At 68.8% G+C, this 26470-nt stretch carries 18 protein-coding genes; 14 read left to right on the top strand and 4 right to left on the bottom strand.

Features of this window, described 5'->3' with window-relative positions; all coding sequences use genetic code 11:
• The first annotated feature begins 30 nt into the window (after nucleotides 1-30).
• From hemE to LGM71_RS31830, 4 genes are all read left to right on the top strand, one after another.
• The gene (gene hemE / locus LGM71_RS31845; RefSeq protein WP_226118493.1) at nucleotides 31-1125 is read left to right on the top strand and encodes a uroporphyrinogen decarboxylase; all 1095 of its coding nucleotides are present in this window, start codon (nucleotides 31-33) and stop codon (nucleotides 1123-1125) included.
• 448 nt (nucleotides 1126-1573) lie between these two features.
• Nucleotides 1574-3835 carry a primosomal protein N' gene (locus LGM71_RS31840; protein ID WP_226118491.1) on the top strand — a complete coding sequence of 754 codons (2262 nt, stop codon included), beginning with the start codon at nucleotides 1574-1576 and terminating at the stop codon, nucleotides 3833-3835.
• Nucleotides 3836-4211: 376 nt separating this feature from the next.
• A complete protein-coding gene (putA, locus tag LGM71_RS31835) occupies nucleotides 4212-8144 on the top strand; it encodes a trifunctional transcriptional regulator/proline dehydrogenase/L-glutamate gamma-semialdehyde dehydrogenase (protein ID WP_226118489.1) in 3933 nt (1310 codons plus the stop codon).
• A gap of 84 nt (nucleotides 8145-8228) precedes the next feature.
• The gene (locus LGM71_RS31830) at nucleotides 8229-9368 is read left to right on the top strand and encodes a branched-chain amino acid ABC transporter substrate-binding protein (RefSeq protein WP_124902785.1); all 1140 of its coding nucleotides are present in this window, start codon (nucleotides 8229-8231) and stop codon (nucleotides 9366-9368) included.
• Nucleotides 9369-9487: 119 nt separating this feature from the next.
• Here LGM71_RS31830 and LGM71_RS31825 read toward each other — a convergent pair whose 3' ends face one another.
• Entirely contained in the window at nucleotides 9488-11140 is a 1653-nt protein-coding gene (locus LGM71_RS31825) for an acyl-CoA dehydrogenase family protein (protein ID WP_226118487.1), read from the bottom strand.
• Between the two features lie 73 nt (nucleotides 11141-11213).
• Between LGM71_RS31825 and LGM71_RS31820 the strand changes: the two genes are divergently transcribed.
• The 4 genes from LGM71_RS31820 (at nucleotide 11214) to LGM71_RS31805 (ending at nucleotide 15651) form a co-directional block, all read left to right on the top strand.
• Nucleotides 11214-11882: a TetR/AcrR family transcriptional regulator gene (locus LGM71_RS31820; protein WP_226118485.1), complete on the top strand. Its 669-nt coding sequence runs from the start codon at nucleotides 11214-11216 to the stop codon at nucleotides 11880-11882.
• Between the two features lie 267 nt (nucleotides 11883-12149).
• Nucleotides 12150-13304 (top strand): pyridoxal phosphate-dependent aminotransferase, encoded by a 1155-nt coding sequence (locus LGM71_RS31815; RefSeq protein WP_226118483.1) that lies wholly within the window; start codon nucleotides 12150-12152, stop codon nucleotides 13302-13304.
• A gap of 115 nt (nucleotides 13305-13419) precedes the next feature.
• On the top strand, nucleotides 13420-14208 hold the full coding sequence (locus LGM71_RS31810) for an ABC transporter substrate-binding protein (protein WP_124627925.1): 789 nt from the start codon (nucleotides 13420-13422) through the stop codon (nucleotides 14206-14208).
• Between the two features lie 12 nt (nucleotides 14209-14220).
• On the top strand, nucleotides 14221-15651 hold the full coding sequence (locus LGM71_RS31805; protein WP_226118481.1) for an FAD-binding oxidoreductase: 1431 nt from the start codon (nucleotides 14221-14223) through the stop codon (nucleotides 15649-15651).
• Between the two features lie 25 nt (nucleotides 15652-15676).
• Here the strand turns inward: LGM71_RS31805 and LGM71_RS31800 are convergent, their stop codons facing one another.
• Both LGM71_RS31800 and cadR read right to left on the bottom strand, forming a co-directional pair.
• Nucleotides 15677-16249 (bottom strand): PadR family transcriptional regulator, encoded by a 573-nt coding sequence (locus tag LGM71_RS31800; RefSeq protein ID WP_226118479.1) that lies wholly within the window; start codon nucleotides 16247-16249, stop codon nucleotides 15677-15679.
• A 68-nt stretch (nucleotides 16250-16317) separates the two neighbouring features.
• Nucleotides 16318-16749 (bottom strand): Cd(II)/Pb(II)-responsive transcriptional regulator, encoded by a 432-nt coding sequence (gene cadR, locus LGM71_RS31795; protein WP_059602032.1) that lies wholly within the window; start codon nucleotides 16747-16749, stop codon nucleotides 16318-16320.
• 81 nt (nucleotides 16750-16830) lie between these two features.
• Between cadR and LGM71_RS31790 the strand changes: the two genes are divergently transcribed.
• Together LGM71_RS31790 and LGM71_RS31785 are read left to right on the top strand one after the other, a co-directional pair.
• A complete protein-coding gene (locus LGM71_RS31790; protein ID WP_226118477.1) occupies nucleotides 16831-19440 on the top strand; it encodes a heavy metal translocating P-type ATPase in 2610 nt (869 codons plus the stop codon).
• Nucleotides 19441-19450: 10 nt separating this feature from the next.
• On the top strand, nucleotides 19451-19822 hold the full coding sequence (locus tag LGM71_RS31785) for a zinc ribbon domain-containing protein (RefSeq protein WP_226118475.1): 372 nt from the start codon (nucleotides 19451-19453) through the stop codon (nucleotides 19820-19822).
• Between the two features lie 81 nt (nucleotides 19823-19903).
• On the opposite strand, the gene LGM71_RS31780 is transcribed toward LGM71_RS31785, so the two are convergent.
• Complete coding sequence (locus LGM71_RS31780; RefSeq protein WP_226118473.1) at nucleotides 19904-20782, bottom strand: AraC family transcriptional regulator; 879 nt, start codon at nucleotides 20780-20782, stop codon at nucleotides 19904-19906.
• 278 nt (nucleotides 20783-21060) lie between these two features.
• Between LGM71_RS31780 and LGM71_RS31775 the strand changes: the two genes are divergently transcribed.
• From LGM71_RS31775 to eutC, 4 genes are all read left to right on the top strand, one after another.
• On the top strand, nucleotides 21061-22524 hold the full coding sequence (locus LGM71_RS31775; protein ID WP_226118471.1) for a mechanosensitive ion channel: 1464 nt from the start codon (nucleotides 21061-21063) through the stop codon (nucleotides 22522-22524).
• A 241-nt stretch (nucleotides 22525-22765) separates the two neighbouring features.
• Nucleotides 22766-24178 carry an ethanolamine permease gene (gene eat / locus LGM71_RS31770; RefSeq protein ID WP_124627939.1) on the top strand — a complete coding sequence of 471 codons (1413 nt, stop codon included), beginning with the start codon at nucleotides 22766-22768 and terminating at the stop codon, nucleotides 24176-24178.
• A 106-nt stretch (nucleotides 24179-24284) separates the two neighbouring features.
• On the top strand, nucleotides 24285-25682 hold the full coding sequence (locus LGM71_RS31765; protein WP_226118469.1) for an ethanolamine ammonia-lyase subunit EutB: 1398 nt from the start codon (nucleotides 24285-24287) through the stop codon (nucleotides 25680-25682).
• Nucleotides 25679-26470: an ethanolamine ammonia-lyase subunit EutC gene (gene eutC / locus LGM71_RS31760; RefSeq protein WP_124902767.1), complete on the top strand. Its 792-nt coding sequence runs from the start codon at nucleotides 25679-25681 to the stop codon at nucleotides 26468-26470. The genes LGM71_RS31765 and eutC overlap by 4 nt, the downstream gene beginning before the upstream one ends.

The raw sequence follows: 26470 nt of genomic DNA, 5'->3' as shown, positions 1-26470 counted from the left end.
GCCGCTTTGCCTTCGCTCGTCGCTCCTACCGTGGCCCATACCCTGCTCAACGACACCTTCCTGCGTGCGCTTCTGCGCGAGCCGACCGACTACACGCCGATCTGGCTGATGCGTCAGGCCGGCCGCTATCTGCCCGAATACAACGCGACGCGCGCGCGCGCCGGCAGCTTCCTCGGCCTCGCGAAGAATCCCGACTACGCGACCGAAGTGACGCTGCAGCCGCTCGAGCGCTTCCCGCTCGACGCCGCGATCCTGTTCTCGGACATCCTGACGATTCCCGACGCGATGGGCCTCGGCCTCGACTTTCAGGTCGGCGAAGGGCCGAAGTTCGCGCATCCGGTGCGCACCGAGGCCGACGTCGCGAAGCTCGCGGTGCCGGACATCGAGGAGACGCTCGGTTACGTGACGGGCGCCGTGCGCGAGATCCGCCGCGCGCTGACCGACGGCCAGGGCCGCCAGCGCGTGCCGCTGATCGGCTTCTCGGGCAGCCCGTGGACGCTCGCGTGCTACATGGTCGAAGGCGGCGGGTCGGACGATTTCCGCACGGTGAAGTCGATGGCGTATTCGCGCCCCGACCTGATGCACCGGATCCTCGACGTGAACGCGCAGGCCGTGGCCGCGTACCTGAACGCGCAGATCGAAGCCGGCGCGCAGGCCGTGATGATCTTCGATACGTGGGGCGGCGCACTCGCCGACGGCGCATATCAGCGCTTCTCGCTGGACTACATCCGTCGCGTGGTCGCGCAGCTGAAGCGCGAGCAGGACGGCGAGCGCGTGCCGGTGATCACGTTCACGAAGGGCGGCGGGCTGTGGCTCGAGGAAATCGCGGCGACCGGCGTCGACGCGGTCGGCCTCGACTGGACGGTCAATCTCGGCGCCGCGCGCGAACGCGTCGCCGGGCGCGTCGCGCTGCAGGGCAACCTCGACCCGACGATCCTGTTTGCGCCGCCGGCCGCGGTGCGCGAGCAGGCGCGTGCGGTGCTCGACAGCTACGGCAATCACCCCGGTCACGTATTCAACCTCGGCCACGGCATTTCGCAGTTCACGTCGCCCGACCACGTCGCCGAGCTCGTCGACGAAGTGCACACCCACAGCCGCAAGATCCGTAGCGGATCGGTCGGCTAAGCGCAAGCGCTGTCATGCTGCACTGCGGGGTGGCGGCGTTTCGCTGTCGGCGCTAAACAGGGCGCAACCCCGCACCGGTTGCCGATTCAAGGCTTGTCAAGACTTGACTTATGCACATTTTCCACGTTGCAGCGCGGTAGAGCCCTGTATCGGTCGAAATGTCTCGCTATGGTTCCGTAATTTGAATAGCAGCCTTATGGAATAAGGCTCCGCGGGGCGCGGCCGACGGCGGCCGAAATCAGCGGGAAGCACGGCCCCGCGCGCTTCGCGGCTGTTGAACGGCGAGTTCTCAACAAAGTTATCCACAGGCTGGTCAGGGTATACGGCGATTCCTAATGCGAATCCAAAACTTAGCGCCGAATCTGAAGTTTTACTTTAAGTTCGCCACCGTGGCGCGGACCCGGGTGCAATTCGCCGGTGCGCCCCGTGCTGTCGCCGGAGCGCGGTGATGGGCGGCACCTACCTCAGGGTCGCCCTCGACCATCCGCTCGCCACCCTGTTCGACTACCGCTGCGACGTCCAGCCGGCGCCTGAGCCCGGCACCCTGGTGCAGGTGCCGTTCGGCAAGCGGCAGGTTGTCGGCCTCGTCTGCGAAGTGACGACTCACACCGACGTGCCGCCGTCCCGGTTGCGGGCGATCGACGCGATCTGTACCGAGCTGCCGCCGCTCGCGCCGGATTGGCTCGCGCTCGTGTCGTTCGCGGCCGACTATTACCAGCGCGGTCGCGGCGAAGTCGCGCTGCCGGCGTTGCCGCAGGCGCTGCGCGACGCGGAGCGCTGGGGCCGGCTGCTGGCGCCCGAGGTGCGCTACCGGCTGACCGAAGCCGGCCGCGCGGCGCTGCCCGACGCACTGCCGGCGCGCGGGGCCGCGCTGCGGCGGCTCGCGCTGGCGCTCGCCGACTCCGATTCGATGACGTTGCCCGATGCGCGTGCGTTGCATCCGAAGGCCGCCGCCACGCTCGACGACTGGGCGGCGCGCGGCTGGGTCGCCATCGAGGAAATCGGCTGGGCCGACGCGCCTGTGCCCAAAGCTGTGGATAACCTGTCGACAACCAGTGGACGAACTGTGCCGCCGGCGCTCACCGACCAGCAGGCGGAGGCGCTCGACGCGATCCGCGCCGCGCAGGGCTTCGCGCCGTTCCTGCTGCATGGCGTGACCGGAAGCGGCAAGACCGAGGTCTATCTGCATGCGCTCGCCGCGCTGCTCGATGCACGGCCCGATGCGCAGGCGCTCGTGCTCGTGCCCGAAATCAACCTGACGCCGCAGTTCGAGGCCGCGTTCCGCGCACGCTTCGCGGGCACGCTCGCCGACGACGCGATCGTCACGCTGCACAGCGGGCTCGCCGAGGGCGAGCGTGCGCGCAACTGGCTCGCCGCGCACACGGGCCGCGCGCGGATCGTGCTCGGCACGCGGCTCGCGGTGCTTGCTTCGCTGCCGACGCTCGCACTGATCGTCGTCGACGAGGAGCACGAGCCCGCGTACAAGCAGCAGGAAGGGCTGCGCTATTCGGCGCGCGATCTTGCCGTGTGGCGCGCGAAGCATCTCGGCATTCCGGTCGTGCTCGGCTCGGCGACGCCTTCGCTCGAGAGCTGGTGGCAGGCCGATCAGGGCCGCTACACGCGGCTCACGCTGTCGCGCCGCGCGGTAGCCGACGCGACGCTGCCGACCGTGCGGCTGATCGATCTCGAAGAGGAGCGGCGGCGCGGGCGCGCGTCGATGGGCGGGCTGTCGGGGCCGCTCGTCGCGGCGTTGAAGGCGCGGCTCGAGCGCGGCGAACAGAGCCTCGTGTTCCTGAACCGGCGCGGTTACGCGCCGCAGCTCGCGTGCGACGCGTGCGGCTGGGTCGCCGGTTGCCCGCGCTGCAGCGCCTACGTCGTGCTGCACAAGCCCGAGCATGCGCTGCGCTGCCATCACTGCGGCTGGGAAGCGCGCATTCCGCGGTCGTGCCCGGAATGCGGGAACGTCGATATCGCGCCGCTCGGGCGCGGCACGCAGCGCATCGAGGAGGCGCTCGCCGAGGCCGTGCCGGGCGCACGGATATTGCGGATCGACGCGGACAGCACGCGACGCAAGGGCAGTGCGCAGGCGCTGTTCTCGGACGTGCACGCCGGCGAAGTCGACATCCTGGTCGGCACGCAGATGATCGCGAAGGGGCACGACTTCCAGCGCGTGTCGCTCGTCGGCGTGCTCAATGCCGACACCGCGCTGTTCTCGCACGACTTCCGCGCGAGCGAGCGGCTGTTCGCGCAGCTGATGCAGGTGAGCGGCCGCGCGGGGCGCGCCGGACTGCCGGGCGAGGTGCTCGTGCAGACGCGTTACCCGCGTCACGCGCTGTATCACGCGCTCGGCCGGCAGGATTACGTCGGCTTCGCGAATTCGACGCTCGGCGAGCGCCGCGACGCGCACCTGCCGCCGTTCGTCTACCAGGCGCTGCTGCGCGCCGAAGGACGCACGCTCGATGCGGCGCTCGCGTTCCTGCTGCAGGCCGCGGCCGCGTTGCCGGGGCTGCCGGGCGCCGATCGCGTGACTGTCTACGACGCGGTGCCGATGACGATCGTCAAGGTCGCGAACGTCCACCGCGCGCAGTTGTTGCTCGAAAGCGCGTCGCGGGCGGCATTGCAGCATGCGCTGCGCGCATGGCAGCCGGAACTGCGTGCGCTGAAGGGCGTGCTGCGGTGGAGCGTCGAGGTCGATCCGCTGGATATCTGAGCGCTGCGCGCGCGGCCGCCACACCGCTCGCCGATACCGAGCCGGCCGGAACCGGCGACCTGCGCGATCCGCCTGCCGGCCAGTCCCACACCCGCCTGAATTCCCTGCCACCTCGCACAGTGCAACCCGCTTTTCCCCTCGGTGGTGCACGCCGAGGGTTGCCCACGCGCGCCGACTCGCCCCGATCAGGGAAAACACCGATCCGCCGACCACGGGCAACTCCTAGGTTGCAACTTCATAAGTGGCTGATTATATTGAGTAAGTTGAAGGTGCAACCGATCCATCAATTCGGTTGCACCTTTTTATTGCGTGCCGTAGGATTTCGCGCATCCTCTCACACCACATCGCCGGGCTCGCACCGGCGCACGAACCCACCATGGCAAGCACGACTCTCGGCGTCAAAGTCGACGACCTTCTCCGCTCGCGCCTGAAAGACGCGGCAGCGCGTCTCGAGCGCACTCCCCACTGGCTGATCAAGCAGGCGATCTTCGCGTATCTCGAGCGGATCGAGCACGGCCAGCTGCCGCCTGAACTGTCGGGCAACAGCGGCGTGACGGAGCTCGCCGACGGCCAGGCGACGGACGGCGACGACGACAACTCGCCGCATCCGTTCCTCGAGTTCGCGCAGAACGTGCAGCCGCAATCGGTGCTGCGCGCGGCGATCACGGCCGCGTATCGCCGCCCCGAGCCGGAATGCGTGCCGTTCCTGCTGGGCCAGGCGCGCCTGCCCGCGAACCTGCAGGCCGACGTGCAGACGCTCGCGACGCAGCTCGTCGAGGCGCTGCGCGAGAAGAGCTCGGGCGGCGGCGTCGAGGGGCTGATCCACGAGTTCTCGCTGTCGAGCCAGGAAGGCGTCGCGCTGATGTGTCTGGCCGAAGCGCTGCTGCGCATTCCCGATCGCGCGACGCGCGATGCGCTGATCCGCGACAAGATCAGCAAGGGCGACTGGCGCTCGCACGTCGGCCACGCGCCGTCGCTGTTCGTGAACGCGGCGACCTGGGGCCTGATGATCACCGGCAAGCTCGTGACGACCAATAGCGAAGCGGGCCTGTCGTCGGCGCTCACGCGCCTGATCGGCCGCGGCGGCGAGCCGCTGATCCGCAAGGGCGTCGACATGGCGATGCGTCTGATGGGCGAGCAGTTCGTCACCGGCGAGACGATTTCCGAAGCGCTCGCGAACAGCCGCAAGTACGAAGCGCGCGGCTTCCGCTACTCGTACGACATGCTCGGCGAAGCGGCGACGACCGAAGAGGACGCGCAGCGCTACTACGCGTCGTACGAGCAGGCGATCCACGCGATCGGCAAGGCCGCCGGCGGCCGCGGCATCTACGAAGGCCCGGGCATCTCGATCAAGCTGTCGGCGCTGCACGCGCGCTACTCGCGCTCGCAGCAGGACCGCACGATGAGCGAGCTGCTGCCGCGCGTGCGTGCGCTCGCGCTGCTCGCGCGCCGCTACGACATCGGCCTGAACATCGACGCGGAAGAAGCGGATCGCCTCGAAATCTCGCTCGACTTGCTCGAAGCGCTCTGCTTCGATCCGGAGCTGGCCGGCTGGAACGGCATCGGCTTCGTCGTGCAGGGCTACCAGAAGCGTTGCCCGTTCGTGATCGACTACCTGATCGACCTCGCGCGCCGCAGCCGTCACCGCCTGATGATCCGCCTCGTCAAGGGCGCGTACTGGGATACCGAAATCAAGCGTGCGCAGGTCGACGGCCTCGAAGGCTATCCGGTCTACACGCGCAAGATCTATACGGACGTGTCGTACCTCGCGTGCGCGAAGAAGCTGCTCGCGGCGCCCGACGCCGTCTACCCGCAATTCGCGACGCACAACGCGTACACGCTGGCCGCGATCTATCACCTGGCCGGCCAGAACTACTACCCCGGCCAGTACGAATTCCAGTGCCTGCACGGGATGGGCGAGCCGCTGTACGAGGAAGTCACGGGCCGCGACAAGCTGAACCGTCCGTGCCGCGTGTATGCACCGGTCGGCACGCATGAAACGCTGCTCGCGTACCTCGTGCGTCGCCTGCTGGAGAATGGCGCGAACACGTCCTTCGTGAACCGCATCGCCGACAAGACGGTGTCGGTGAAGGAACTGGTCGCCGATCCGGTCGACGAGGCATCGAAGGTCGTGCCGCTCGGCGCGCCGCACGCGAAGATCCCGCTGCCGCGCAACCTCTACGGCGACGAGCGTCCCAACTCGATGGGCCTCGACCTGTCGAACGAACATCGTCTCGCATCGCTGTCGTCCGCGCTGCTCGCGAGCGCGCACCATCCGTGGCGCGCGGCGCCGATGCTCGCCGACGACGCGCTCGCCGACGCCCCGGCGCGCGACGTGCGCAACCCGGCCGACCAGCGCGACCTGGTCGGCACCGTCAGCGAAGCGACGGCCGAACACGTGAGCGCGGCGCTCGCGCACGCGGTGGCCGCCGCGCCGATCTGGCAGGCGACGCCGGTCGATGCACGCGCCGACTGCCTGGTGCGCGCTGCCGACCTGCTCGAAGCGCAGATGCACACGCTGATGGGCCTGATCGTGCGCGAAGCCGGCAAGTCGCTGCCGAACGCGATCGCCGAAATTCGCGAAGCCGTCGACTTCCTGCGCTACTACGCGGCGCAGATCCGCGACGAATTCTCGAACGACACGCACCGCCCGCTCGGCCCCGTGGTCTGTATCAGCCCGTGGAACTTCCCGCTCGCGATCTTCATGGGCCAGGTGGCGGCCGCGCTCGCGGCCGGCAACACGGTGCTCGCGAAGCCGGCCGAACAGACGCCGCTGATCGCCGCCCAGGCCGTACGCCTGCTGCGCGAGGCCGGCGTGCCGGCCGGCGCGGTGCAGCTGCTGCCGGGCACCGGCGAGACCGTCGGCGCGGCGCTGGTCGCCGATCCGCGCACGCGCGCGGTGATGTTCACCGGCTCGACCGAAGTCGCGCGCCTGATCAACAAGACGCTCGCCGCGCGCCTCGACCCGGACGGCAAGCCGATTCCGCTGATCGCGGAAACGGGCGGCCAGAACGCGATGATCGTCGACTCGTCGGCGCTCGCGGAGCAGGTCGTCGCGGACGTGATGCAGTCGTCGTTCGACTCGGCCGGTCAACGGTGTTCGGCGCTGCGCGTTCTGTGTCTGCAGGATGACGTCGCGGACCGCACGTTGACGATGCTCAAGGGCGCGATGCACGAGCTGGCGCTCGGCAACCCGGACCGGCTGTCGACCGACGTCGGCCCGGTGATCGACGCCGAAGCGAAGCAGACGATCGACACGCACGTCGCGGCGATGAAGGAGAAGGGCCACGCGGTCACGCAGCTGTCGTCGCCGGAAGCTTGCGCACACGGCACGTTCGTGCCGCCGACGCTGATCGAGATCGGCAGCATCGACGAGCTGAAGCGTGAAGTGTTCGGCCCGGTGCTGCACGTCGTGCGCTATCGCCGCAGCCAGCTCGACAAGCTGCTCGAGCAGATCCGCGCGACGGGTTACGGCCTGACGCTCGGCATCCACACGCGGATCGACGAGACGATCGCGCACGTGATCTCGAACGCGCACGTCGGCAACATCTACGTGAACCGCAACGTGATCGGCGCGGTGGTCGGCGTGCAGCCGTTCGGCGGCGAAGGGCTGTCGGGCACGGGCCCGAAGGCCGGCGGCGCGCTGTACCTGCAGCGCCTGCTCGCGACGCGTCCGTCGGGCCTGCCGCGCTCGCTCGCGCAGATGCTGATCGCGGACGGCGCGGTCGAAGGCGACGCACGCGGCAACCCCGCGGCGGCGCTCACGACGCTGCGCGACTGGCTGATCGAGCAGCGCGAGCCGGCGCTGGCCGCACGCTGCGACGGCTATCTGGCGCAGGTGCCGGCCGGCGCGACCGCGGTGCTGACCGGCCCGACGGGCGAGCGAAACACGTATACACTCGGCCCGCGCGGCACGGTGCTGTGTGTCGCGGCGACGCCGGGCGGTGCGCGTGCGCAGTTCGCGGCGGTGCTGGCGACCGGCAACCGCGCATTGTTCGCCGGCGCGGCCGGCGAGGCGCTCGTCGCCGCGCTGCCGGCGTCGCTGAAAGCGCACGCGACCGTGCGCAAGCAGGCGGACGTGGCGTTCGACGCAGTGCTGTTCGAAGGCGACAGCGACGAACTGCAGACGCTCGTGAAGGACGTCGCGCAGCGACCGGGCCCGATCGTGTCGGTGCAGGGCGTGTCGGCGGGCGCGTTCGAGAACGGCGACGCGGAAGACTACGCGCTCGAGCGCCTGCTCACCGAGCGCTCGGTGAGCGTGAACACGGCCGCGGCGGGCGGCAATGCGAATTTGATGACGATCGGCTGACCATCCTTGCCGTTCGGATCAAACAAAGGAAGCGGCAAGGCGATCCCGAAGCCGCTCCATTTACCCTGGTACCAAGGAGATGCTATGCAACACACGATGAAAAAGCTGGCAGGCGCGACGTTCGTCGCCGTCATGTCGCTTGCGGGGACGGCCCATGCGGACGACGTGAAGATCGGTTACGCAGGGCCGATGACGGGCGCCCAGGCGCACTACGGCAAGGATATGCAGAACGGGATCGCGCTCGCGCTGGAAGACTTCAACGCGACGAACCCGAAGATCGGCGGCAAGGCGGTGAAGTTCGTGCTCGAGACGCAGGACGACCAGGCTGACCCGCGCACCGGCACGACGGTTGCGCAGAAGCTCGTCGACGACGGCATCAAGGGCATGCTCGGCCACTTCAACTCGGGCACGACGATTCCCGCTTCGCGCATCTACGCAAACGCCGGCATTCCGGAAATCGCGATGGCGACGGCGCCGGAATACACGCAGCAGGGTTACAAGACGACCTTCCGCATGATGACGTCCGACACGCAGCAGGGCTCGGTGGCGGGCACCTTCGCGGCGAAGGATCTCGGCATGAAGAAGATCGCGATCGTCGACGACCGCACGGCCTACGGCCAGGGTCTCGCCGACCAGTTCGAGAAGGCCGCGAAGGCCGGCGGCGCGACGATCGTCGACCGTGAATTCACGAACGACAAGGCCGTCGACTTCAAGGCGATCCTGACGAAGCTGAAGGCGGCGAAGCCGGACCTCGTCTACTACGGCGGCGCGGATTCGCAGGCAGCGCCGATGGTCAAGCAGATGAAGACACTCGGCATCACCGCACCGCTGATGAGCGGCGAAATGGTGAAGACGCCGACGTTCCTGAAGATCGCGGGCAACGCGGCCGACGGCACGATCGCATCGCTGGCAGGCCTCCCGCTCGAGGAAATGCCGGGCGGCAAGGGCTACGCCGACAAGTACAAGAAGCGCTTCGGCGAAGACGTGCAGACGTACTCGCCGTACGCGTACGACGGCGCGATGGCAATGCTCAACGCGATGAAGAAGGCCGACTCGACCGATCCGGCGAAGTACCTGCCGGTGCTCGCGAAGACCGACATGGCCGGCGTCACGTCGTCGCACGTCGCGTACGACGCGAAGGGCGACCTGAAGAACGGCGGCATCACGATGTACAAGGTCGAGAAGGGCGAGTGGAAGCCGCTGAAGAGCATCGGCGGCAAGTAAGCATGGCGTGAGTCGCCGGCGGCGTCGAAGGGCGCCGTGCCGGGCATCATGTGAAGAAGCCACCGGGCCGTCGGGTCCGGTGGCTTTTTCTTTGGCGTCGGTGGTCGGTTCGGCGCCCGTCAGGCCGCGTATGCGCGCTGCAGCAGCGCGGCGACGTCGAGCGCGTGCGGATCGAAGCCGCCCGCGATGCGGCCCCAGTCGGGCGCGGCAAGCCGCGTCGCGATGAACGCGTCGGCGACGGCCGCGGGCGCGTCGCGCCGCAGCAGGCAGGCCTGCGCGACGAGCGCGAGCCGCTGCGCGAACACGCGGGCCGACGCCTCGAGCGTATCGGCCGGTGCCGCGAGCCTCGCGCGCAGCGCATCGAGCGCCGCGCGGATGCGGGGCTCGCCCGCGCAGAGGTCGGTCAGCTCGTCGAAGAGCGCCGCGGCCGCGTCGGGTTCGCGCGATACCGCGCGCAGCACGTCGAGGCACATCACGTTGCCGGAGCCTTCCCAGATCGAGTTGACCGGCGCTTCGCGGAACAGCCGCGCGATCGGGCCGTCGTCGACGTAGCCGTTGCCGCCGAACACTTCCATCACCTCGCCGGTCAGCTCGACCGCGCGCTTGCAGACCCAGAATTTCGCGGCGGGCGTGACGATCCGCTTCCACGCGCGTTCGCGCGGCGAGTCGTCGCGCTCGAACGCGTCGGCGAGACGCATCGCGAGCACGAGCGCGGCTTCGCTTTCGAGCGCGAGATCGGCGAGCACGGTGCGCATCAGCGGCTGCTCGGCGAGCGCTCGGCCGAACGCATGGCGCTGGCGCGTGTACGCGATCGCCTGCACGACGCCCTGGCGCAGCATCGCCGCGCTGCCGAGCACGCAGCTCAGCCGCGTGTACGTGGCCATCTCGATGATGGTCGGAATGCCGCGGCCTTCGTCGCCGAGCATGATGCCCCACGCGTCGTTCAACTCGATCTCGCTGCTCGAGTTGCTGCGGTTGCCGACCTTGTTCTTCAGCCGCTGGATCTCGACCGCGTTCTTCGTCCCGTCGGGCCGCCAGCGCGGCACGTAGAAGCACGACGGGCCGCCGGCCGCGGTGCGCGCGACGACCAGGTGCGCGTCGCACATCGGCGCGGAGAAGAACCACTTGTGGCCGCGGAGCCGGTATTCGCCGCCGCGTCCGCCCGCGCCGACGGCGCTCGCCAGCGTCGTGTTCGCGCGCACGTCGGAGCCGCCCTGTTTCTCGGTCATGCCCATGCCGAACCAGATCGAGCGCTTGTCGGCGACCGGCACGTCGCGCGGATCGTAGTCGTCGCTGTACAGCTTGTCGCGCAGCAGGTCCCACAGCGCGGGTTCCTTCTGCAGCACCGGAATCGCGGCCTGCGTCATCGTCGCCGGGCACAGCGTGCCGGCCTCGATCTGGCCGTGCAGGTAGAAGCCGGCCGCGGTCGCGGCCCAGCGGCCCGGGCGCGTATCGCGGAACGCGAGCGACACGAAGCCCTCGTTGCGGTACATGCCGAGCAGCGTGTGCCACGCCGGATGGAAGTCGACGCAGTCGATGCGCCGGCCGCGCCGGTCGAACGCGTTCAGTTCCGGCGGGTGGCGGTTTGCTTCGTCGGCGAGCCGCGCGGTGTCGGCGCTGCCGAGCCGCGCGCCGTACGCGTCGAGCTGCGGCACGGCCCAGCCGGCGCCCGCGCGGGCGAGTGCCTCGCGCAGCGCGACGTCGGTGGCGAAGAGGTTATAGTCGACCAGTTCGTCGAACTGGTTCGTGATGGCATGGGTCGATTCGGTCATCGGGCTGTCTCCGGTCTCGTGCTTCGCGGTCTGCCGGTCAAACGCGTTTCCGCTGAATTTCAGAGTAGCAAATATGCCGCCGCGACATGTTCAGGTTCCGGCGCCGCCCGGCCAGCCGGCGGCGCAACCCGCGCCCGCGTTGCGCCGCCGGCCGCGCCAGTCGCGCGCGCAGGCCACGTCCGAGGCGCTCCAGCAGGCCTTCGTTCAGCTTTTGCTCGAGCGCGGCTACGCGAAGGCGACGATCCGCGAGATCGCAGCCGTCGCGGGCGTGAGCGTCGGCACCTTCTACGAATATTTCGGCGACAAGCAGAGCCTCGCCGCGCTGTGCATCCATCGGCGCGTGCTGGCGCTGGCCGACCGGCTGCGCGAAGCGGCGCACGGGCTGCGCGGCGTGCCGCGCGCCGAGGTCGCGGCCGTGCTCGTCGACCTGCAGGTCGATGCGATCGCCGCCGACGCCGCGCCGTGGAGCGCGTTCTTCGCGCTGGAGCGGCAGGTGTCGCCGCTGTCCGCATACCGCCGCCATTACGACGCCTATGTCGCGCTGTGGCGCGACGCGCTTGCGCAGTGCAGCGATCCGCCGCCGGCCGCGAGGCTCGACGGGATCGCGCGAATGGCGCATGCGGTCTGCTACGGCGGCGTGTCGCAGGCGCTGCTCACGCTCGGGCCCGCGCTGGACTTCGCCGCGTTGCGGGGCGAGTTGCAGGCCGTCCTCGGCGCCTATCTGGCGGCCGCGGGCGCGTGATGCGCGGCGTGGCCGTGCGTCCGGGCGGCCAGCGCAAGCCCGTCGCGAGTGTGGGCAGGCCCTGGGAGGAGATGCCTGATGCGCATGCGTTGCCGGGCACATGGTCTTGGCATTGAGCCTTGCGCATGGCCGGTCATGAGAAAAATGCATGGCCGCCATGACGAACTTTCGATTGTCCACCCTTATTGACTCGGGCTAAATCATGCGTCACGAACCGGGCCGCGCGCGTCGCGCGGGCCGGCGCGAAGGACATCTGAAGGAGGAGTCATGCGAAGCGCCACCACGCCCCGCTCGAAACTGCCGGACGTCGGGACGACGATCTTCACGGTGATCGGCCAGCTCGCCGCGCAGCACGATGCGCTGAACCTGTCGCAGGGCGCGCCGAATTTCGCGCCCGATCCGGCGCTCGTCGAGGGCGTCGCGCGCGCGATGCGCGACGGCCACAACCAGTACGCGCCGATGGCCGGCGTCGTGTCGCTGCGCGAACGCCTCGCGGAGAAGACGGAGGCGCTGTACGGCACGCGCTACGACCCGGGCACCGAGATCACGGTGATCGCGAGCGCGAGCGAAGGGCTCTACGCGGCGATCAGCGCGCTCGTGCATCCGGGCGACGAAGTGATCTATTTCGAGCCGTCGTTCGACAGCTATGCGCCGATCGTGCGGTTGCAGGGCGCGACGCCGGTCGCGATCAAGCTGTCGCCCGAGCATTTCCGCGTGAACTGGGACGAAGTGGCCGCGGCGATCACGCCGCGCACGCGAATGATCATCGTCAACACGCCGCACAACCCGACCGCGACGGTGTTCTCCGCCGACGATCTCGAACGGCTCGCGCAACTCACGCGCAATACCGACATCGTGGTCCTGTCGGACGAGGTCTACGAGCACGTGGTGTTCGACGGCGCGCAACATCAGAGCGTCGCGCGTCACCGTGAGCTCGCCGAGCGCAGCGTGATCGTGTCGTCGTTCGGCAAGTCGTTCCACGTGACGGGCTGGCGGGTCGGCCATTGCTTCGCGCCGGCCGAACTGATGGACGAGATCCGCAAGGTGCACCAATTCATGGTGTTCTCGGCCGATACGCCGATGCAGGTCGCGTTCGCGGAGATCCTCGCGCGGCCGGAAAGCTATCTCGGCCTGTCGGCGTTCTACCAGGCCAAGCGCGACCTGCTCGCGCGCGAGCTGGCCGGTTCGCGCTTCGAGCTGCTGCCGAGCGAAGGCTCGTTCTTCATGCTCGCGCGGTTCCGGCACTTCTCGGACGAACGCGACAGCGACTTCGTGCTGCGCCTGATCCGCGATGCGCGCGTCGCGACGATTCCGCTGTCGGCGTTCTATACCGACGGCACCGACGCGGGCGTGATCCGGCTCAGTTTCTCGAAAGACGACGCGACGCTGATCGAAGGCGCGCGGCGGTTGCGGTCGCTGTAAATCGCGGGCGCGGCCCGCACCCCAAGCAGGCGACGTGTACGTCGCACGGAAAGCCACCGACGGAACCGGAGCACGTGCGAACGCACGGCGCCGGCCGACAAGCCAGGAGATCACGATGAAGCATGCACACACACTCAAGCTCGCGTTCGCACTCGCGTGCGCGCTCGGTTCTGGCGCGGCGCTCGCCGACGGGCAAACGCTGCGTTTCGGCCTCGAGGCGCAATACCCGCCGTTCGAGTCGAAGGCGCCGAACGGCGACCTGCAGGGCTTCGACATCGACGTCGGCAACGCCGTCTGCCAGACCGCGAAGCTGTCGTGCAAGTGGGTCGAGACGTCGTTCGACGGGCTGATTCCCGCGCTGAAGGGCCGCAAGTTCGACGCGATCAATTCGGCGATGAACGCGACCGAGCAGCGGCGTCAGGCGATCGACTTCACGACGATCATCTACCGCGTGCCGACGCAGCTGATCGCGCGCACCGGCAGCGGCCTGCTGCCGACGCCGGAATCGCTGAAGGGCAAGCGCGTCGGCGTGTTGCAGGCATCGATCCAGGAAACCTACGCGAAGGCGCACTGGGAGCCGGCCGGCGTGTCGATCGTCGCGTACCAGGATCAGAACCAGGTGTATGCGGATCTCGTGGCGGGCCGTCTCGACGCGACACTGGTGCTCGCGCCGGCCGGTCAGCGCGGTTTCCTGTCGCGCCCGGACGGCAACGGTTTCGCGTTCGTCGGCCAGCCGGTGCGCGACGACCGGATTCTCGGCAGCGGGATCGCGTTCGGCCTGCGCAAGGGCGACGACGCGCTGAAGGCGAAACTCGATTCCGCGATCGACAAGCTGAAGGCGGACGGCACGGTGAAGTCGCTCGGCCAGAAATACTTCGGCGATATCGACATCTCCACCAAATAACGGACGCATACGATGCAGAGCCTGGATACGGGCGGAGAGACTGGCGGCCACGGTGCGACGGTGCAGGCGGACGACGCGCTCGAGGCGGCGCTCGTCGCCGGCCTGGGCGACTCGCTGGTCACGCGGGCGGCCGAGATCGATCCGCGCTACTTCACCGCGTACAACGAGCCGGCCGGTGTGCGGCCGCGCGCGCTGGTGCGGCCGCGCAGCGTCGACGACGTGTCGCGCACGCTCGCGCTGTGCACGCGGCTCGGGCAGCCGGTCGTGCCGCAGGGCGGTCTCACCGGGCTCGCCCGCGGCGCGGTCGCGCTGGGCGGCGAGATCGTGCTGTCGATGGAGCGTTTCGCGGGTGTCGAGGCAATCGACGCGGCGGCGGGCACGATGACGGTGCGCGCCGGGACGCCGCTGCAGACGGTGCAGGAAGCCGCGGACGCGGCGGGCTTCACGTTCGGCGTCGATCTCGGCGCACGCGGTTCGTGCCAGATCGGCGGCATGCTCGCGACCAACGCGGGCGGCACGCGCGCGATTCGCTACGGAATGATGCGCGAGCAGGTGCTCGGGCTCGAGGCCGTGCTCGCCGACGGCACCATCGTGTCGTCGATGAACCGGATGCTGAAGAACAACGCGGGCTACGACCTGAAGCAGCTGTTCATCGGCAGCGAAGGCACGCTCGGCATCATCACGCGCGCCGTGCTGCGGCTGCATCCGAAGCTCGCCGCGCCGGCCACCGCGCTCTGCCGCGTGCGTGGCTACGACGCCGTCGTCGGGTTGTGGAACCGCCTGCGCGCACTGCCCGAGATCGTCAGTTTCGAAGCGATGTGGCCGGCCTTCTACGACTACGTCGCGGGCCACACGCCCGGCGTCGTTGCGCCGTTCGCGGGCGACGGCGGCTTCGCGGTGCTGATCGAGTGCGCGACGAGCGCGCCGGGCGGCGATGCGCGGCAGGCGCTGGAAACCGGTCTGGCGGATGCGATCGACGCGGGGCTCGTCGACGATGCGGCGCTCGCGACGTCCGAGCGGCAGGCGCGCGACCTGTGGACGTTGCGCGAAGGCCTCGCGATCGATGCGCTGCCGCATCTGGTGAACTTCGACGTGAGCCTGCCGACGGGTGAGCTCGGCCTGTTCGCCGCGCGCTGCGAGGCGGCGTTGCGTGCGGTCTGGCCCGGCATCGTTTGCCTGTTCTTCGGCCACGTCGGCGACGGCAACGTGCATATCGGCGTATCGCTCACCGGCATGCGCGACGCGGACGCCGATGCGATCGATCGCTGCGTGTACGCGGTCGTTCGGGACATGGGCGGCTCGGTGTCGGCGGAGCACGGCATCGGCATGCTCAAGCGTGCCTATCTCGCGCACACGCGCAGCGAAGCGGAAATCGGCTTGATGCGGCGCCTGAAGGCCGCGCTCGATCCCGCCGGCGTGCTCAATCCCGGCAAGGTGCTTTGATCGGCACTCGCCGATGGTGGGCGCGTCAGCCGTCGACCCAGCGCAGCGCGCCGATCCTCAGGTGTTCGACGACGCTGCGCGCCCAGTCGAGTTCCGCGTTGAGCAGCACGAGCGCATGTTCGTTCTGCAACAGGAACAGACGCGGCACCTGGTCGTTCTGCGCGGCGTTGCGCAGCGACTCGAGACGTTCGCGTTCGGCCTCCAGCGCGGCAATGCGGCGCTCGAGTTGCTGGCGCGCATCGTCGGCGTCGAGCAGCGGCAGGAATGCGAGACCGGCGCCGAATGCCGGAAACTCGCGCGCGGGCTCCGCGAGCAGCGTATGCAGCCACGCCTGCCCGGCCGTATGCCCGGCTTCGGTCAGCGTGTACAGCGTGCGTTCGGGAAACGCGCCGTCGCGCTCGGTGTCATGCACGGCGATCAGCCCATCGCGCACCAGCCGGTCGATCGTCTGGTAGAGGCTCGTGCGCTGTCGCACGTTGACGACTTCGTCATAGCCGCGCGCCTTCAACTGCTGGAGCATTCCATACGGATGCATCGGCGTTTCGGTGAGCGTCGCGAGGACCGCGAGCGCGAGCGGAGACGGGCGGCTTGTTGCCATGAATAGTTCGATTATGTCTAGTAAGAATATAACTAGTATCGACTAGACTATCATATTCCACAAGCGTTTCAGCCGAGGTGTGAGCGCTTCGCGGCTGGCGCGACGGTTTCCATCGTCGTGAGACCGTGGACGATTCCGCAGTCCTCGACCGAATGTTCGCCGACGCACTGGCGGCGCAATTCGGTGAGCTGGTCGCGCAGATGCGTCAGTTCGGCGAGGCGCGCGTCGACGTGGCCGATGTGCTCGTCGAGCAGCGCGTTGACCGAATCGCACGGGTCGGCCGGCGTGTCGGTGAGCTGCAGCAGCGCGCGGATTTCGTCGTGCGCCATGTCGAGCGCGCGGCAGTTGCGAATGAAGCGCAGCCGCTCGACGTGCACGTCGGTGTAGTTGCGGTAGTTCGCATCGGTGCGTTCGGCGTCCGGCATCAGCCCTTCCTTCTCGTAGAAGCGGATCGTCTCGGGCGTGCAGCGGGCCGCCTTGGCCAGTTCGCCGATCTTCATGGCTTTCTCCGTTGTAAGGGTTGACCTTGTAGTGGCTTCAGGGTGTTAACTCTACACCGTCAAGCCACAGAGGAGGTTGTCATGACCGACGCCCAGCGTACCCCCGACCCACGACACCGTCTTGCAGGCGGCGCCGATGCGTGCTGCGCCGATGCGCGCGACACGCAGGCGGCGACCACTGCCGACGCGGCGCCGGCGGCCGGCGAGCACGCGCATGGCGACGCGGCGGCGCACCGCGCGCAGCCGCATGCATGCGGTCACGATCATGACCACGATCGCCCATCCGCGCACGGCACGGGGCACGATCACGACACCCATGCCGGCCACGCGCACGGCGACGGGCATGAGCATGGAGCGGCGTGCTCGCACGACCACGCGGCGCACGATCATGCCGGTCACGACCACGACCACGACCACGACCACGACCACGACCACGACCACGACCACGACCACGACCACGACCACGACCACGACCACGCGGCCGGCGCATGCTGCGCGCCGGCCGCGCTATCGCTCGCGCCGCTGCCGGTCGCGCGGGCGACCGCGTCGGGTCACGTCCGCTCGGCGTTCCGCATCATGCAGATGGACTGCCCGACCGAAGAAACCCTGATTCGCAAGAAGCTCGGCGGAATGGAGCAGGTGTCCGCGCTCGAATTCAACCTGATGCAGCGGATGCTGACCGTCGAACACGTGCCCGGTGCGCAACCGGCGATCGAAAGCGCGATCCGCACGCTCGGGATGACGCCGGAGGCCGCGTCGGCCGACGCACCGGCAGCATCCGTCGCGCCGCCGCCCGCGAAGCCGTGGTGGCCGCTTGCGGCGGCCGCCGTCGCCGCGATCGCATCCGAGGCGGTGAGCTGGGCCGGCCTGCCGACGTGGCTGTCGGCGGTGCTGGCGCTCGCGGCGGTGCTCGCATGCGGGCTGACCACGTACAAGAAGGGCTGGATCGCGATCCGCAACGGCAACCTGAACATCAACGCGCTGATGAGCATCGCGGTGACGGGCGCGATGGCGATCGGCCAGTGGCCGGAAGCCGCGATGGTGATGGTGCTGTTCACGATCGCCGAGCTGATCGAGGCGAAGTCGCTCGACCGCGCGCGCAACGCGATCCAGGGCCTGATGCAGCTCGCGCCGGACACCGCGACCGTGCAGGACGCCGACGGCACGTGGCGCACGATCGAGGCCGCGCAGGTCGCGCTCGGCGCGATCGTGCGCGTGAAGCCGGGCGAGCGGATCGGGCTGGACGGCGAGGTCATCGCGGGCCGCTCGACGGTGAACCAGGCGCCGATCACCGGCGAGAGCCTGCCGGTCGACAAGACGGCAGGCGACGCGGTGTACGCGGGCACGATCAACGAAGCGGGTTCGTTCGACTATCGCGTGACGGCGGTTGCCGCCAACTCGACGCTCGCGCGGATCATCCACGCGGTCGAGGAAGCGCAGGGCGCGAAGGCACCGACGCAGCGCTTCGTCGACCAGTTCGCGCGCGTCTATACGCCGATCGTGTTCGCGGTCGCGCTGCTGGTCGCGGTGGCGCCGCCGCTCGTCATGGGCGGCGCGTGGCACGACTGGATCTACCGCGCGCTGGTGCTGCTCGTGATCGCGTGCCCGTGCGCGCTGGTGATCTCGACGCCGGTGACGATCGTGTCGGGGCTCGCAGCCGCGGCGCGGCGCGGGATTCTCGTGAAGGGCGGCGTCTATCTGGAAGAGGGCCGCAAGCTCGCGTGGCTCGCGCTCGACAAGACCGGCACGATCACGCACGGCAAGCCCGTGCAGACCGATTTCGACCTGCATGCGACGGACGTCGACGCGGCGCGCGTGCGTCACCTCGGCGCGAGCCTCGCGGCGCGCTCCGATCACCCGGTGTCGCAGGCGATCGCCGCCGCGGCCCGCGACACGCAGACGGCAGCGTTCGCCGATGTAGAGGACTTCGAAGCACTCGTCGGGCGCGGCGTGCGCGGCACGATCGACGGTACGCGCTACTGGCTCGGCAACCACCGGCTCGTCGAGGAGCTCGAACGCTGCTCGCCGGCGCTGGAGGCGAAGCTCGACGCGCTCGAGCGGCAGGGCAAGAGCGTCGTGATGCTGGTCGACGACACGCGCGTGCTCGGCATCTTCGCGGTGGCCGACACGATCAAGGACACCAGCCGCGCGGCGATCGCCGACCTGCACGCGCTCGGCATCCGCACCGCGATGCTGACCGGCGACAACCCGCACACCGCGGAGGCGATTGCGCGGCAGGCCGGCATCGACGATGCACGCGGCAACCAGTTGCCCGAGGACAAGCTCGCGGCGGTCGAGGAACTGTCGGCGGGCGGTGCGGGCGCGGTCGGGATGGTTGGTGACGGCATCAACGACGCACCGGCGCTCGCGCGCGCCGACATCGGCTTCGCGATGGGCGCGATGGGCACCGACACGGCGATCGAGACGGCCGATGTCGCGCTGATGGACGACGACCTGCGCAAGATCCCCGCGTTCGTGCGGCTGTCGCGCGCGACGCACCGCGTGCTGGTGCAGAACATCGGCTTCGCGCTCGGCGTGAAAATCGTGTTCCTCGGCCTCACGGTCGCGGGGCTCGGCACGATGTGGATGGCCGTGTTTGCCGATGCGGGCGCGAGCCTGATCGTCGTCGGCAACGGGCTGCGGCTGTTGTCGAAGACGAGCGTGTTCGACGGCGCGACGGCGAAGCGATGAGGAGCGGGCTGTGAGCTTTCTGAAACGGATCCTGCGCGGCCACGGTGGTGGTCACGGCGGAGGTGGTCACGGCAGCGGGCAGGGCGGCGGCCACGGTGGCGGCGGGCATCACGGCGGGCAGCAACGCGACGGTCACGGCGGCCACGATGCGCGCGGCCGCGACCGCTACGGCTGGGGCCGGCAGCCGTCGACCGACGCGCCGGGCGGCAACATGCCGCTGCGCCAGCTCGCGTGCGCGGGCTGCGGCGCCCTCAATGCGTCGGATGCGCGTTTCTGCGCGCAGTGCGGTGCCGCGCAACGCGGCAAGTCCTGCAGCCGCTGCCATTCCGCGCTGGCGGCCGACGCCCGGTTCTGTCCCGGGTGCGGGACACAGGCTGCGTAAGTTCGTCGGCCATCCGCGCCGGCGGCATCTGAACGCCGGCCGGCGCGCTTCGTTTCAGGTGCAGGCACACCCGTCTTTCGATCAGCGCAGCGGCAGGTAGATCTCGGTGCGCAGGTCGGCCGGCGCCGCATTCATCGGCGTATTGAGGTACAGCTCGAACGGCGGCGCGTCGGCGGCTTCTCGGCCCGAGTGACGCAGCCAGTCGCCGTAGAGCCACTGGTAGGCCGTCTTCAGGTCCGCATACGGCCCCGTATGCAACAGCACCGCATATTCGCCGCCCGCCACTGTCACGCGCTCCACCGGCGGCACGGGCTCGACGTCCGGCGCACCGTCGGCGGGCATGAAGCAGGCCTTCGCGCGCAACTGCGCTTCGGGCGTGGTGTCCGGATCGTCGTAAAAAATGCCGATCATCTTCGCGCCGGGGCCGATCAACCCGTGCTGCCCGACCCACGCGCCGATCCGCATGAACGCCTCGCTGACCTTCAAGTACGAACCGGTGTGCGCTATCGCATAGCCGTGCAATTCAGGCAGCTGCCGGATTTCGACTTCATGCTTGAACATGTCTTCTTCTCCTCGCTGTAACGGATAGATGGGCCGGTGGCTGCCCGTGCGCCGGTGCTGCGCGGGCGGCACGCCGTATGCGCCGCGAAACGCCCGCGTGAACGCGTGCGTCGAACCGTAGCCCGCGCGCCGTGCGATCTCGTCGATCGGCCGCGCCGTGCAGACGAGATCCTCGGACGCGCGCACGATCCGCATCCGCCGCACCGTCAGCACGACCGACTCGCCATACAGCGCGCGATAGACGCGCTGCCAGTGATACGGCGACAGGCACGCGACTTCGGCAAGCCGGTTCAGGTCGAGCGGGCCGTCGAGGTGCGCGCGAATGTATTCGTGGACGCGCGCCACGCTGGCCGCGTAACGGATCCAGGCGAGCTGGTCGGGTTTCGTTTCGACGGTCATCGGCGTGTCCGGGCGGGAACCGACGTCACGGTAGCACGGGCCGAATTGATAAATCTTGCGGAAATGCGTAGGAGGCCGACAAATCCGGCCCCTTTTTATTATGACGAAATGGGGTCTTGCCCCCCTGCGATCTACGACTAAAGTTAAAGACGGTGAAATCGTATGATCGCGTCATTTTTCTCGGGTAAGTTGCTCGGACGGCAACGCACGGTTTTCGAAGTACGCAGGTAGTTCGTCGATGTTCAATCGCAACGCCACGTTTTTCGGGAGAAGAAGAAATGGATGCTTCCAGCTTCATCACGTCGCTGCAGACCACGCTAGGCGGATACCTGCCCAAGATCGCCGGCGCGATCGGCATCCTGGTGATCGGCTGGCTGATCGCCGTGGCGGTGCGTGCCGGCGCGCTCCGGCTGCTCAACGCGCTGAAGGTCGATCAGCGGATCAGCGAAAGCACCGGCCAGGGCGCGTACGTCGAGCGGATCATCGCCGGCGGCCTGTTCTGGCTTGTGCTGCTCGTCACCGCGGTGGGCATCTTCAACGTGCTCAACCTGTACGCGGTGTCCAATCCGTTCTCGCTGCTCGTCACGCACATCGTCAACTACCTGCCGAACCTGATCGGCGGCGCGGCGCTGACGCTGATCGCGTGGCTGATCGCATCGCTGCTGCGCAGCCTCGCGAACCGCGCGCTGAAGGCGAGCAAGGTCGACGACAAGCTGTCCGAAAGCGCAGGCATGCAGCCGATGAGCGGCTATCTCGGCGACGTGCTGTTCTGGCTCGTGATCCTGATGTTCCTGCCCGCGATTCTCGGGTCGTTCGCGCTGTCCGGCCTGCTGTCGCCGGTGCAGGGGATGGTCGACAAGCTGCTCGCGATCGTGCCGAACCTGTTCGCTGCCGCGGTGATCGGCATCGTCGGCTGGATCGTCGCGCGCGTGTTGCGCGGTCTCGTGACGAACCTGCTCGTCGCCGCCGGCGCCGATCGCCTGACGCAAAGCCTCGACAGCCCGACGCCGGTGCGCGTATCGAGCCTGGTCGGCACCATCGTCTACGTGTTCGTGTTCGTGCCGACGCTGATCTCCGCGCTCGACGCGCTGAAGATCGACGCGATCTCGATTCCGGCCACCAACATGCTGAACCAGTTCCTCGGCGCGGTGCCGGACATCGTCGCGGCGATCGTGATTGTGCTCGTCACGTTCTACTTCGCGCGCTTCGTCGCGTCGCTCGCGCAGAAGCTGCTGGAAGCCGCCGGCGTCGACGGGCTGCCGGCCGTGCTCGGCGTCGAGCGTGTGTTCTCGGGGATCCTGCAGCCGTCGGTGCTGGTCGCGCGGCTGATCGTGTTCTTCGCGATGCTGTTCGCGTCGGTCGAGGCCGCGAACCGGCTCGGCTTCACGCAGGTGCGCGACGTCGTCACGCTGTTCATCGAATTCGGCGGCCACGTACTGATGGGCGGCGTGATCCTCGTGATCGGCGTGTGGCTCGCGGGCCTCGCGCGCCGCGTGATCGAGCAGGCAGACCGCGAGCACAGCGTGCTGTTCGCGCGCATCGCGCAATTCGCGATCCTCGGCCTGGTATTCGCGATGGGGCTGCGTGCGATGGGCATCGCCAACGAGATCGTGCAGCTCGCGTTCGGCCTCGTGCTCGGCGCGATCGCGGTGGCGGTCGCGCTGTCGTTCGGCCTCGGCGGCCGCGAAGCGGCCGGCAAGCTGCTCGATCGCTGGTTCAACCAGCGCGGCGGCGGGCAGTAAGCCTGCCGCGTGCCCGTCCGGCCGCTTCGCGCGGCCGGCGGTGGTGCCCGCAGGGGGCGGTCGGGCGTGCGCGCCCGGCACATCGACGCGCGTCGCATGGCCGGCCGGGCCGGCATTTCCGTCAGCGAAATGTCAGCCGTCATCTTTGCCGAATTTCGATAACACGTCGTTTAATGACTCTCTAGCATCGATTCTCAGTCGCGCAGGCCGTCAGGCCCGGCGCATTTGAGGAGAGAATCCGATGAAAGCAGAGTCGAATGGCCGGCCCGCCGCCGGCGCCAAGTCGTCCGGCCAGCCCGCGCTGCAGCAGACGCTCGGGACCTGGCAACTGTGGGGCATCGCGGTCGGCCTCGTGATTTCAGGCGAATACTTCGGCTGGAGCTACGGCTGGGCGAGTGCGGGCACGCTGGGCTTCGTCGTCACCGCGTTGTTCGTCGCGGCGATGTACACCACCTTCATCTTCAGCTTCACCGAACTGACGACGTCGATCCCGCACGCGGGCGGCCCGTTCGCGTATGCACGCCGCGCGTTCGGCCCGGCGGGCGGCTATCTCGCCGGCGCGGCGACGCTCGTCGAGTTCGTGTTCGCGCCGCCCGCGATCGCGCTCGCGATCGGCGCGTACCTGCACGTGCAGTTCCCGGGGCTCGAACCGAAACACGCGGCGATGGGCGCGTATCTCGTGTTCATGGCGCTGAACATCGTCGGCGTGCAGATTGCCGCGACGTTCGAGCTGGTCGTCACGCTGTTCGCGATCTTCGAGCTGCTGGTGTTCATGGGCGTCGTGTCGCCGGGCTTCGCGTGGAGCAATTTCATGAAGGGCGGCTGGTCGGGCGCCGATCATTTCAGCGTCGGCGCATTCCACGGCATGTTCGCGGCGATCCCGTTCGCGATCTGGTTCTTCCTCGCGATCGAAGGCGTCGCGATGGCCGCCGAGGAGGCGAAGAACCCGAAGCGCTCGATCCCGATCGCATATGTGGCCGGCATCCTGACGCTCGTCACGCTGGCCATCGGCGTGATGGTGTTCGCCGGCGGCGCGGGCGACTGGACCAAGCTCGCGAACATCAACGACCCGCTGCCGCAGGCGATGAAGTACATCGTCGGCGCGAACAGCGGCTGGATGCACATGCTCGTGTGGCTTGGGCTGTTCGGGCTGGTCGCGTCGTTCCACGGGATCATCCTCGGCTATTCGCGCCAGATCTTCGCGCTGGCCCGCGAAGGCTACCTGCCGGAGTGGCTCGGCAAGGTGCATCCGCGCTTCAAGACCCCGCATCGCGCGATCCTCGCGGGCGGCGTGGTCGGCATTGCCGCGATCTACAGCGACGAGCTGATCCAGTTCGGCGGCCAGACGCTCACCGCGAACATCGTGACGATGTCGGTGTTCGGCGCGATCGTGATGTATATCGTAAGCATGGCGGCGCTGTTCAAGCTGCGCCGTTCGCAGCCGAACATGGCGCGGCCGTTCCGCGCGCCGCTGTACCCGTTCTTCCCGGCATTCGCGATCGTTGCGGCCCTGATTTGCCTCGCGACGATGGTGTATTTCAACGGGCTGGTGGCGATGGTGTTCGTCGCGTTCCTCGCGCTCGGCTACGCGTACTTCCTCGCGACCCGTTCGCAGCGTGCGAGCGCGCCGGCCGACGTGCTGCTGGAGGAATGAGGATGGTGGACCCGAACGGCCGTTGGTGACGGCATCCGGCGCGCCCCGTCGAACGGGCGCGCCGTCGGCGTTATGCAAGGCAAGGACTGGCAAGGAGATTCGAACGATGTCCTACACGGAGACGATCGGCCCGCGCACGTACCGCTTCGCGGACCTGAAGACGCTGCTCGCGAAGGCGAGCCCGCTGCGTTCCGGCGACCAGCTCGCCGGCGTCGCGGCGGCGAGCGAGGAGGAGCGCGTCGCCGCGAAGATCGCGCTCGCGGGCGTGCCGCTGAAGGCGTTCCTGAACGAAGCGGTGATTCCGTATGAAGACGACGAGGTCACGCGCCTGATCGTCGACGATCACGACGCTGCCGCGTTCGCGGAAATCTCTCACCTCACCGTCGGCGACTTCCGCAACTGGCTGCTGTCGCCCGCGGCCGACGGCGCCGCGCTCGAACGGATCGCGCCGGGCCTCACGCCCGAGATGGTCGCGGCGGTGTCGAAGCTGATGCGCAACCAGGACCTGATCGCGGCCGCGCGCAAGCGCCGCGTCGTCACGCGCTTTCGCAACACGGTCGGGCTGCCCGGCCGGATGTCGGTGCGGCTGCAGCCGAATCATCCGACCGACGACGTGAAGGGCATCGCCGCGTCGATGCTCGACGGGCTGATGTACGGCTGCGGCGACGCGATGATCGGCATCAACCCGGCGACCGACAGCCTCGCGGCGATCGTGAAGCTGCTCGCGATGATCGACGGGTTCCGCGAGCGCTACGGCGTGCCGACGCAGTCGTGCGTGCTCACCCACGTGACCAATACGATCGCGGCGATCGAGAAGGGCGCGCCGGTCGACCTGGTGTTCCAGTCGATCGCGGGCACCGAGAAGGCGAACGCGAGCTTCGGGATCTCGCTCGCGCTGCTCGGCGAGGCGCACGAGGCCGCGTTGTCGCTGAAGCGCGGCACCGTCGGCAACAACCTGATGTATTTCGAGACGGGCCAGGGCAGCGCGCTGTCGGCGAACGCGCACTTCGGCGTCGACCAGCAGACCTGCGAGGTGCGTGCCTATGCGGTCGCGCGCAAGTTCGATCCGTTCCTCGTGAACACGGTGGTCGGCTTCATCGGGCCCGAATACCTGTACGACGGCAAGCAGATCATCCGCGCGGGGCTCGAGGATCACTTCTGCGGCAAGCTGCTCGGCGTGCCGATGGGCTGCGACATCTGCTACACGAATCACGCGGAAGCCGATCAGGACGACATGGACACGCTGCTGACGCTGCTGGGCGCGGCCGGCATCAACTTCATCATGGGGATTCCCGGCGCGGACGACGTGATGCTGAACTACCAGAGCACGTCGTTTCACGACCAGCTCTACGTGCGCGAGGTGCTCGGCCTGCGCCGCGCGCCCGAGTTCGAGGAATGGCTGGAGACGATGGAGATCGCCGACGCGCGCGGCGCGCTGCGCGTGGCGAGCGCGCGCGTGCCGCTGCTCGCGGGCGCGAACGACTGGATGGGGATTTCGGCATGAGCGACGCCGTCGAAAAGAATCCGTGGGCGCAGCTGAAGGCGTTCACGAACGCGCGGATCGCGCTCGGCCGCGCGGGCAGCAGCCTGCCGACCGCGCCGCTGCTCGCGTTCAACCTGTCGCACGCGCAGGCGCGCGACGCCGTGCATCAGCCGCTCGACGCGGACGCGCTGCGCCGCCAGATCGACGCGGCCGGCTTCGCGACGCTCGGCGTGCAGAGCGCGGCGCCGGACCGCCAGCATTACCTGCGCCGGCCCGATCTCGGCCGCAAGCTGTCCGACGACGGACGCGCGCTGCTGGCCGGCTACGGCGCGGCGCTCGACGATGCGCCGGACGTCGTGTTCGTGGTGGGCGACGGGTTGTCGGCCTTCGCGGCCGCGAAGCAGGCGCTACCGTTGCTGCAGGCCGTGCGGCCGCGGCTCGACGCGGACGGCTGGCGGGTCGGCCCGGTGGTGGTCGCGACGCAGGCGCGCGTCGCGCTCGGCGACGAGATCGGCGAACTGCTGCGCGCGCAGGTCGTCGCGATGCTGATCGGCGAACGGCCGGGGCTCAGCTCGCCGGACAGCCTCGGTGTGTACCTCACGTGGGCGCCGAAGGTCGGCTGTCACGACGCGCTGCGCAACTGCATCTCGAACGTGCGGCCCGAAGGGCTGCCGCATGCCGCCGCCGCGCACAAGTTGCATTACCTGATGACGCATGCGCGCAGGCTCAAGCTGACGGGCGTCGGCCTGAAGGACGACAGCGATTCGTTGTTGCCGCAGGCGGAAGCGGAGCGGATCGGCGCGGCGTGA

It is taken from the genome of Burkholderia sp. AU33545, assembly GCF_020419685.1.
GTDB classification, from domain to species: Bacteria; Pseudomonadota; Gammaproteobacteria; order Burkholderiales; family Burkholderiaceae; genus Burkholderia; species Burkholderia diffusa.
Note: the sequence above shows the minus strand (reverse complement) of the source record. Positions and strands in the feature narration are given on the sequence as shown.

Excerpts from the sequence above, each read along its gene's own strand:
- LGM71_RS31840 (WP_226118491.1), top strand. The coding sequence starts at position 1,574 with ATGGGCGGCACCTACCTCAGGGTCGCCCTCGACCATCCGCTCGCCACC.
- putA (WP_226118489.1), top strand. The coding sequence starts at position 4,212 with ATGGCAAGCACGACTCTCGGCGTCAAAGTCGACGACCTTCTCCGCTCG.
- LGM71_RS31830 (WP_124902785.1), top strand. The coding sequence starts at position 8,229 with ATGCAACACACGATGAAAAAGCTGGCAGGCGCGACGTTCGTCGCCGTC.
- LGM71_RS31825 (WP_226118487.1), bottom strand. The coding sequence starts at position 11,140 with ATGACCGAATCGACCCATGCCATCACGAACCAGTTCGACGAACTGGTC.
- LGM71_RS31820 (WP_226118485.1), top strand. The coding sequence starts at position 11,214 with ATGCCGCCGCGACATGTTCAGGTTCCGGCGCCGCCCGGCCAGCCGGCG.
- LGM71_RS31815 (WP_226118483.1), top strand. The coding sequence starts at position 12,150 with ATGCGAAGCGCCACCACGCCCCGCTCGAAACTGCCGGACGTCGGGACG.
- LGM71_RS31810 (WP_124627925.1), top strand. The coding sequence starts at position 13,420 with ATGAAGCATGCACACACACTCAAGCTCGCGTTCGCACTCGCGTGCGCG.
- LGM71_RS31805 (WP_226118481.1), top strand. The coding sequence starts at position 14,221 with ATGCAGAGCCTGGATACGGGCGGAGAGACTGGCGGCCACGGTGCGACG.
- LGM71_RS31800 (WP_226118479.1), bottom strand. The coding sequence starts at position 16,249 with ATGGCAACAAGCCGCCCGTCTCCGCTCGCGCTCGCGGTCCTCGCGACG.
- cadR (WP_059602032.1), bottom strand. The coding sequence starts at position 16,749 with ATGAAGATCGGCGAACTGGCCAAGGCGGCCCGCTGCACGCCCGAGACG.
- LGM71_RS31790 (WP_226118477.1), top strand. The coding sequence starts at position 16,831 with ATGACCGACGCCCAGCGTACCCCCGACCCACGACACCGTCTTGCAGGC.
- LGM71_RS31780 (WP_226118473.1), bottom strand. The coding sequence starts at position 20,782 with ATGACCGTCGAAACGAAACCCGACCAGCTCGCCTGGATCCGTTACGCG.
- LGM71_RS31775 (WP_226118471.1), top strand. The coding sequence starts at position 21,061 with ATGGATGCTTCCAGCTTCATCACGTCGCTGCAGACCACGCTAGGCGGA.
- eat (WP_124627939.1), top strand. The coding sequence starts at position 22,766 with ATGAAAGCAGAGTCGAATGGCCGGCCCGCCGCCGGCGCCAAGTCGTCC.
- LGM71_RS31765 (WP_226118469.1), top strand. The coding sequence starts at position 24,285 with ATGTCCTACACGGAGACGATCGGCCCGCGCACGTACCGCTTCGCGGAC.
- eutC (WP_124902767.1), top strand. The coding sequence starts at position 25,679 with ATGAGCGACGCCGTCGAAAAGAATCCGTGGGCGCAGCTGAAGGCGTTC.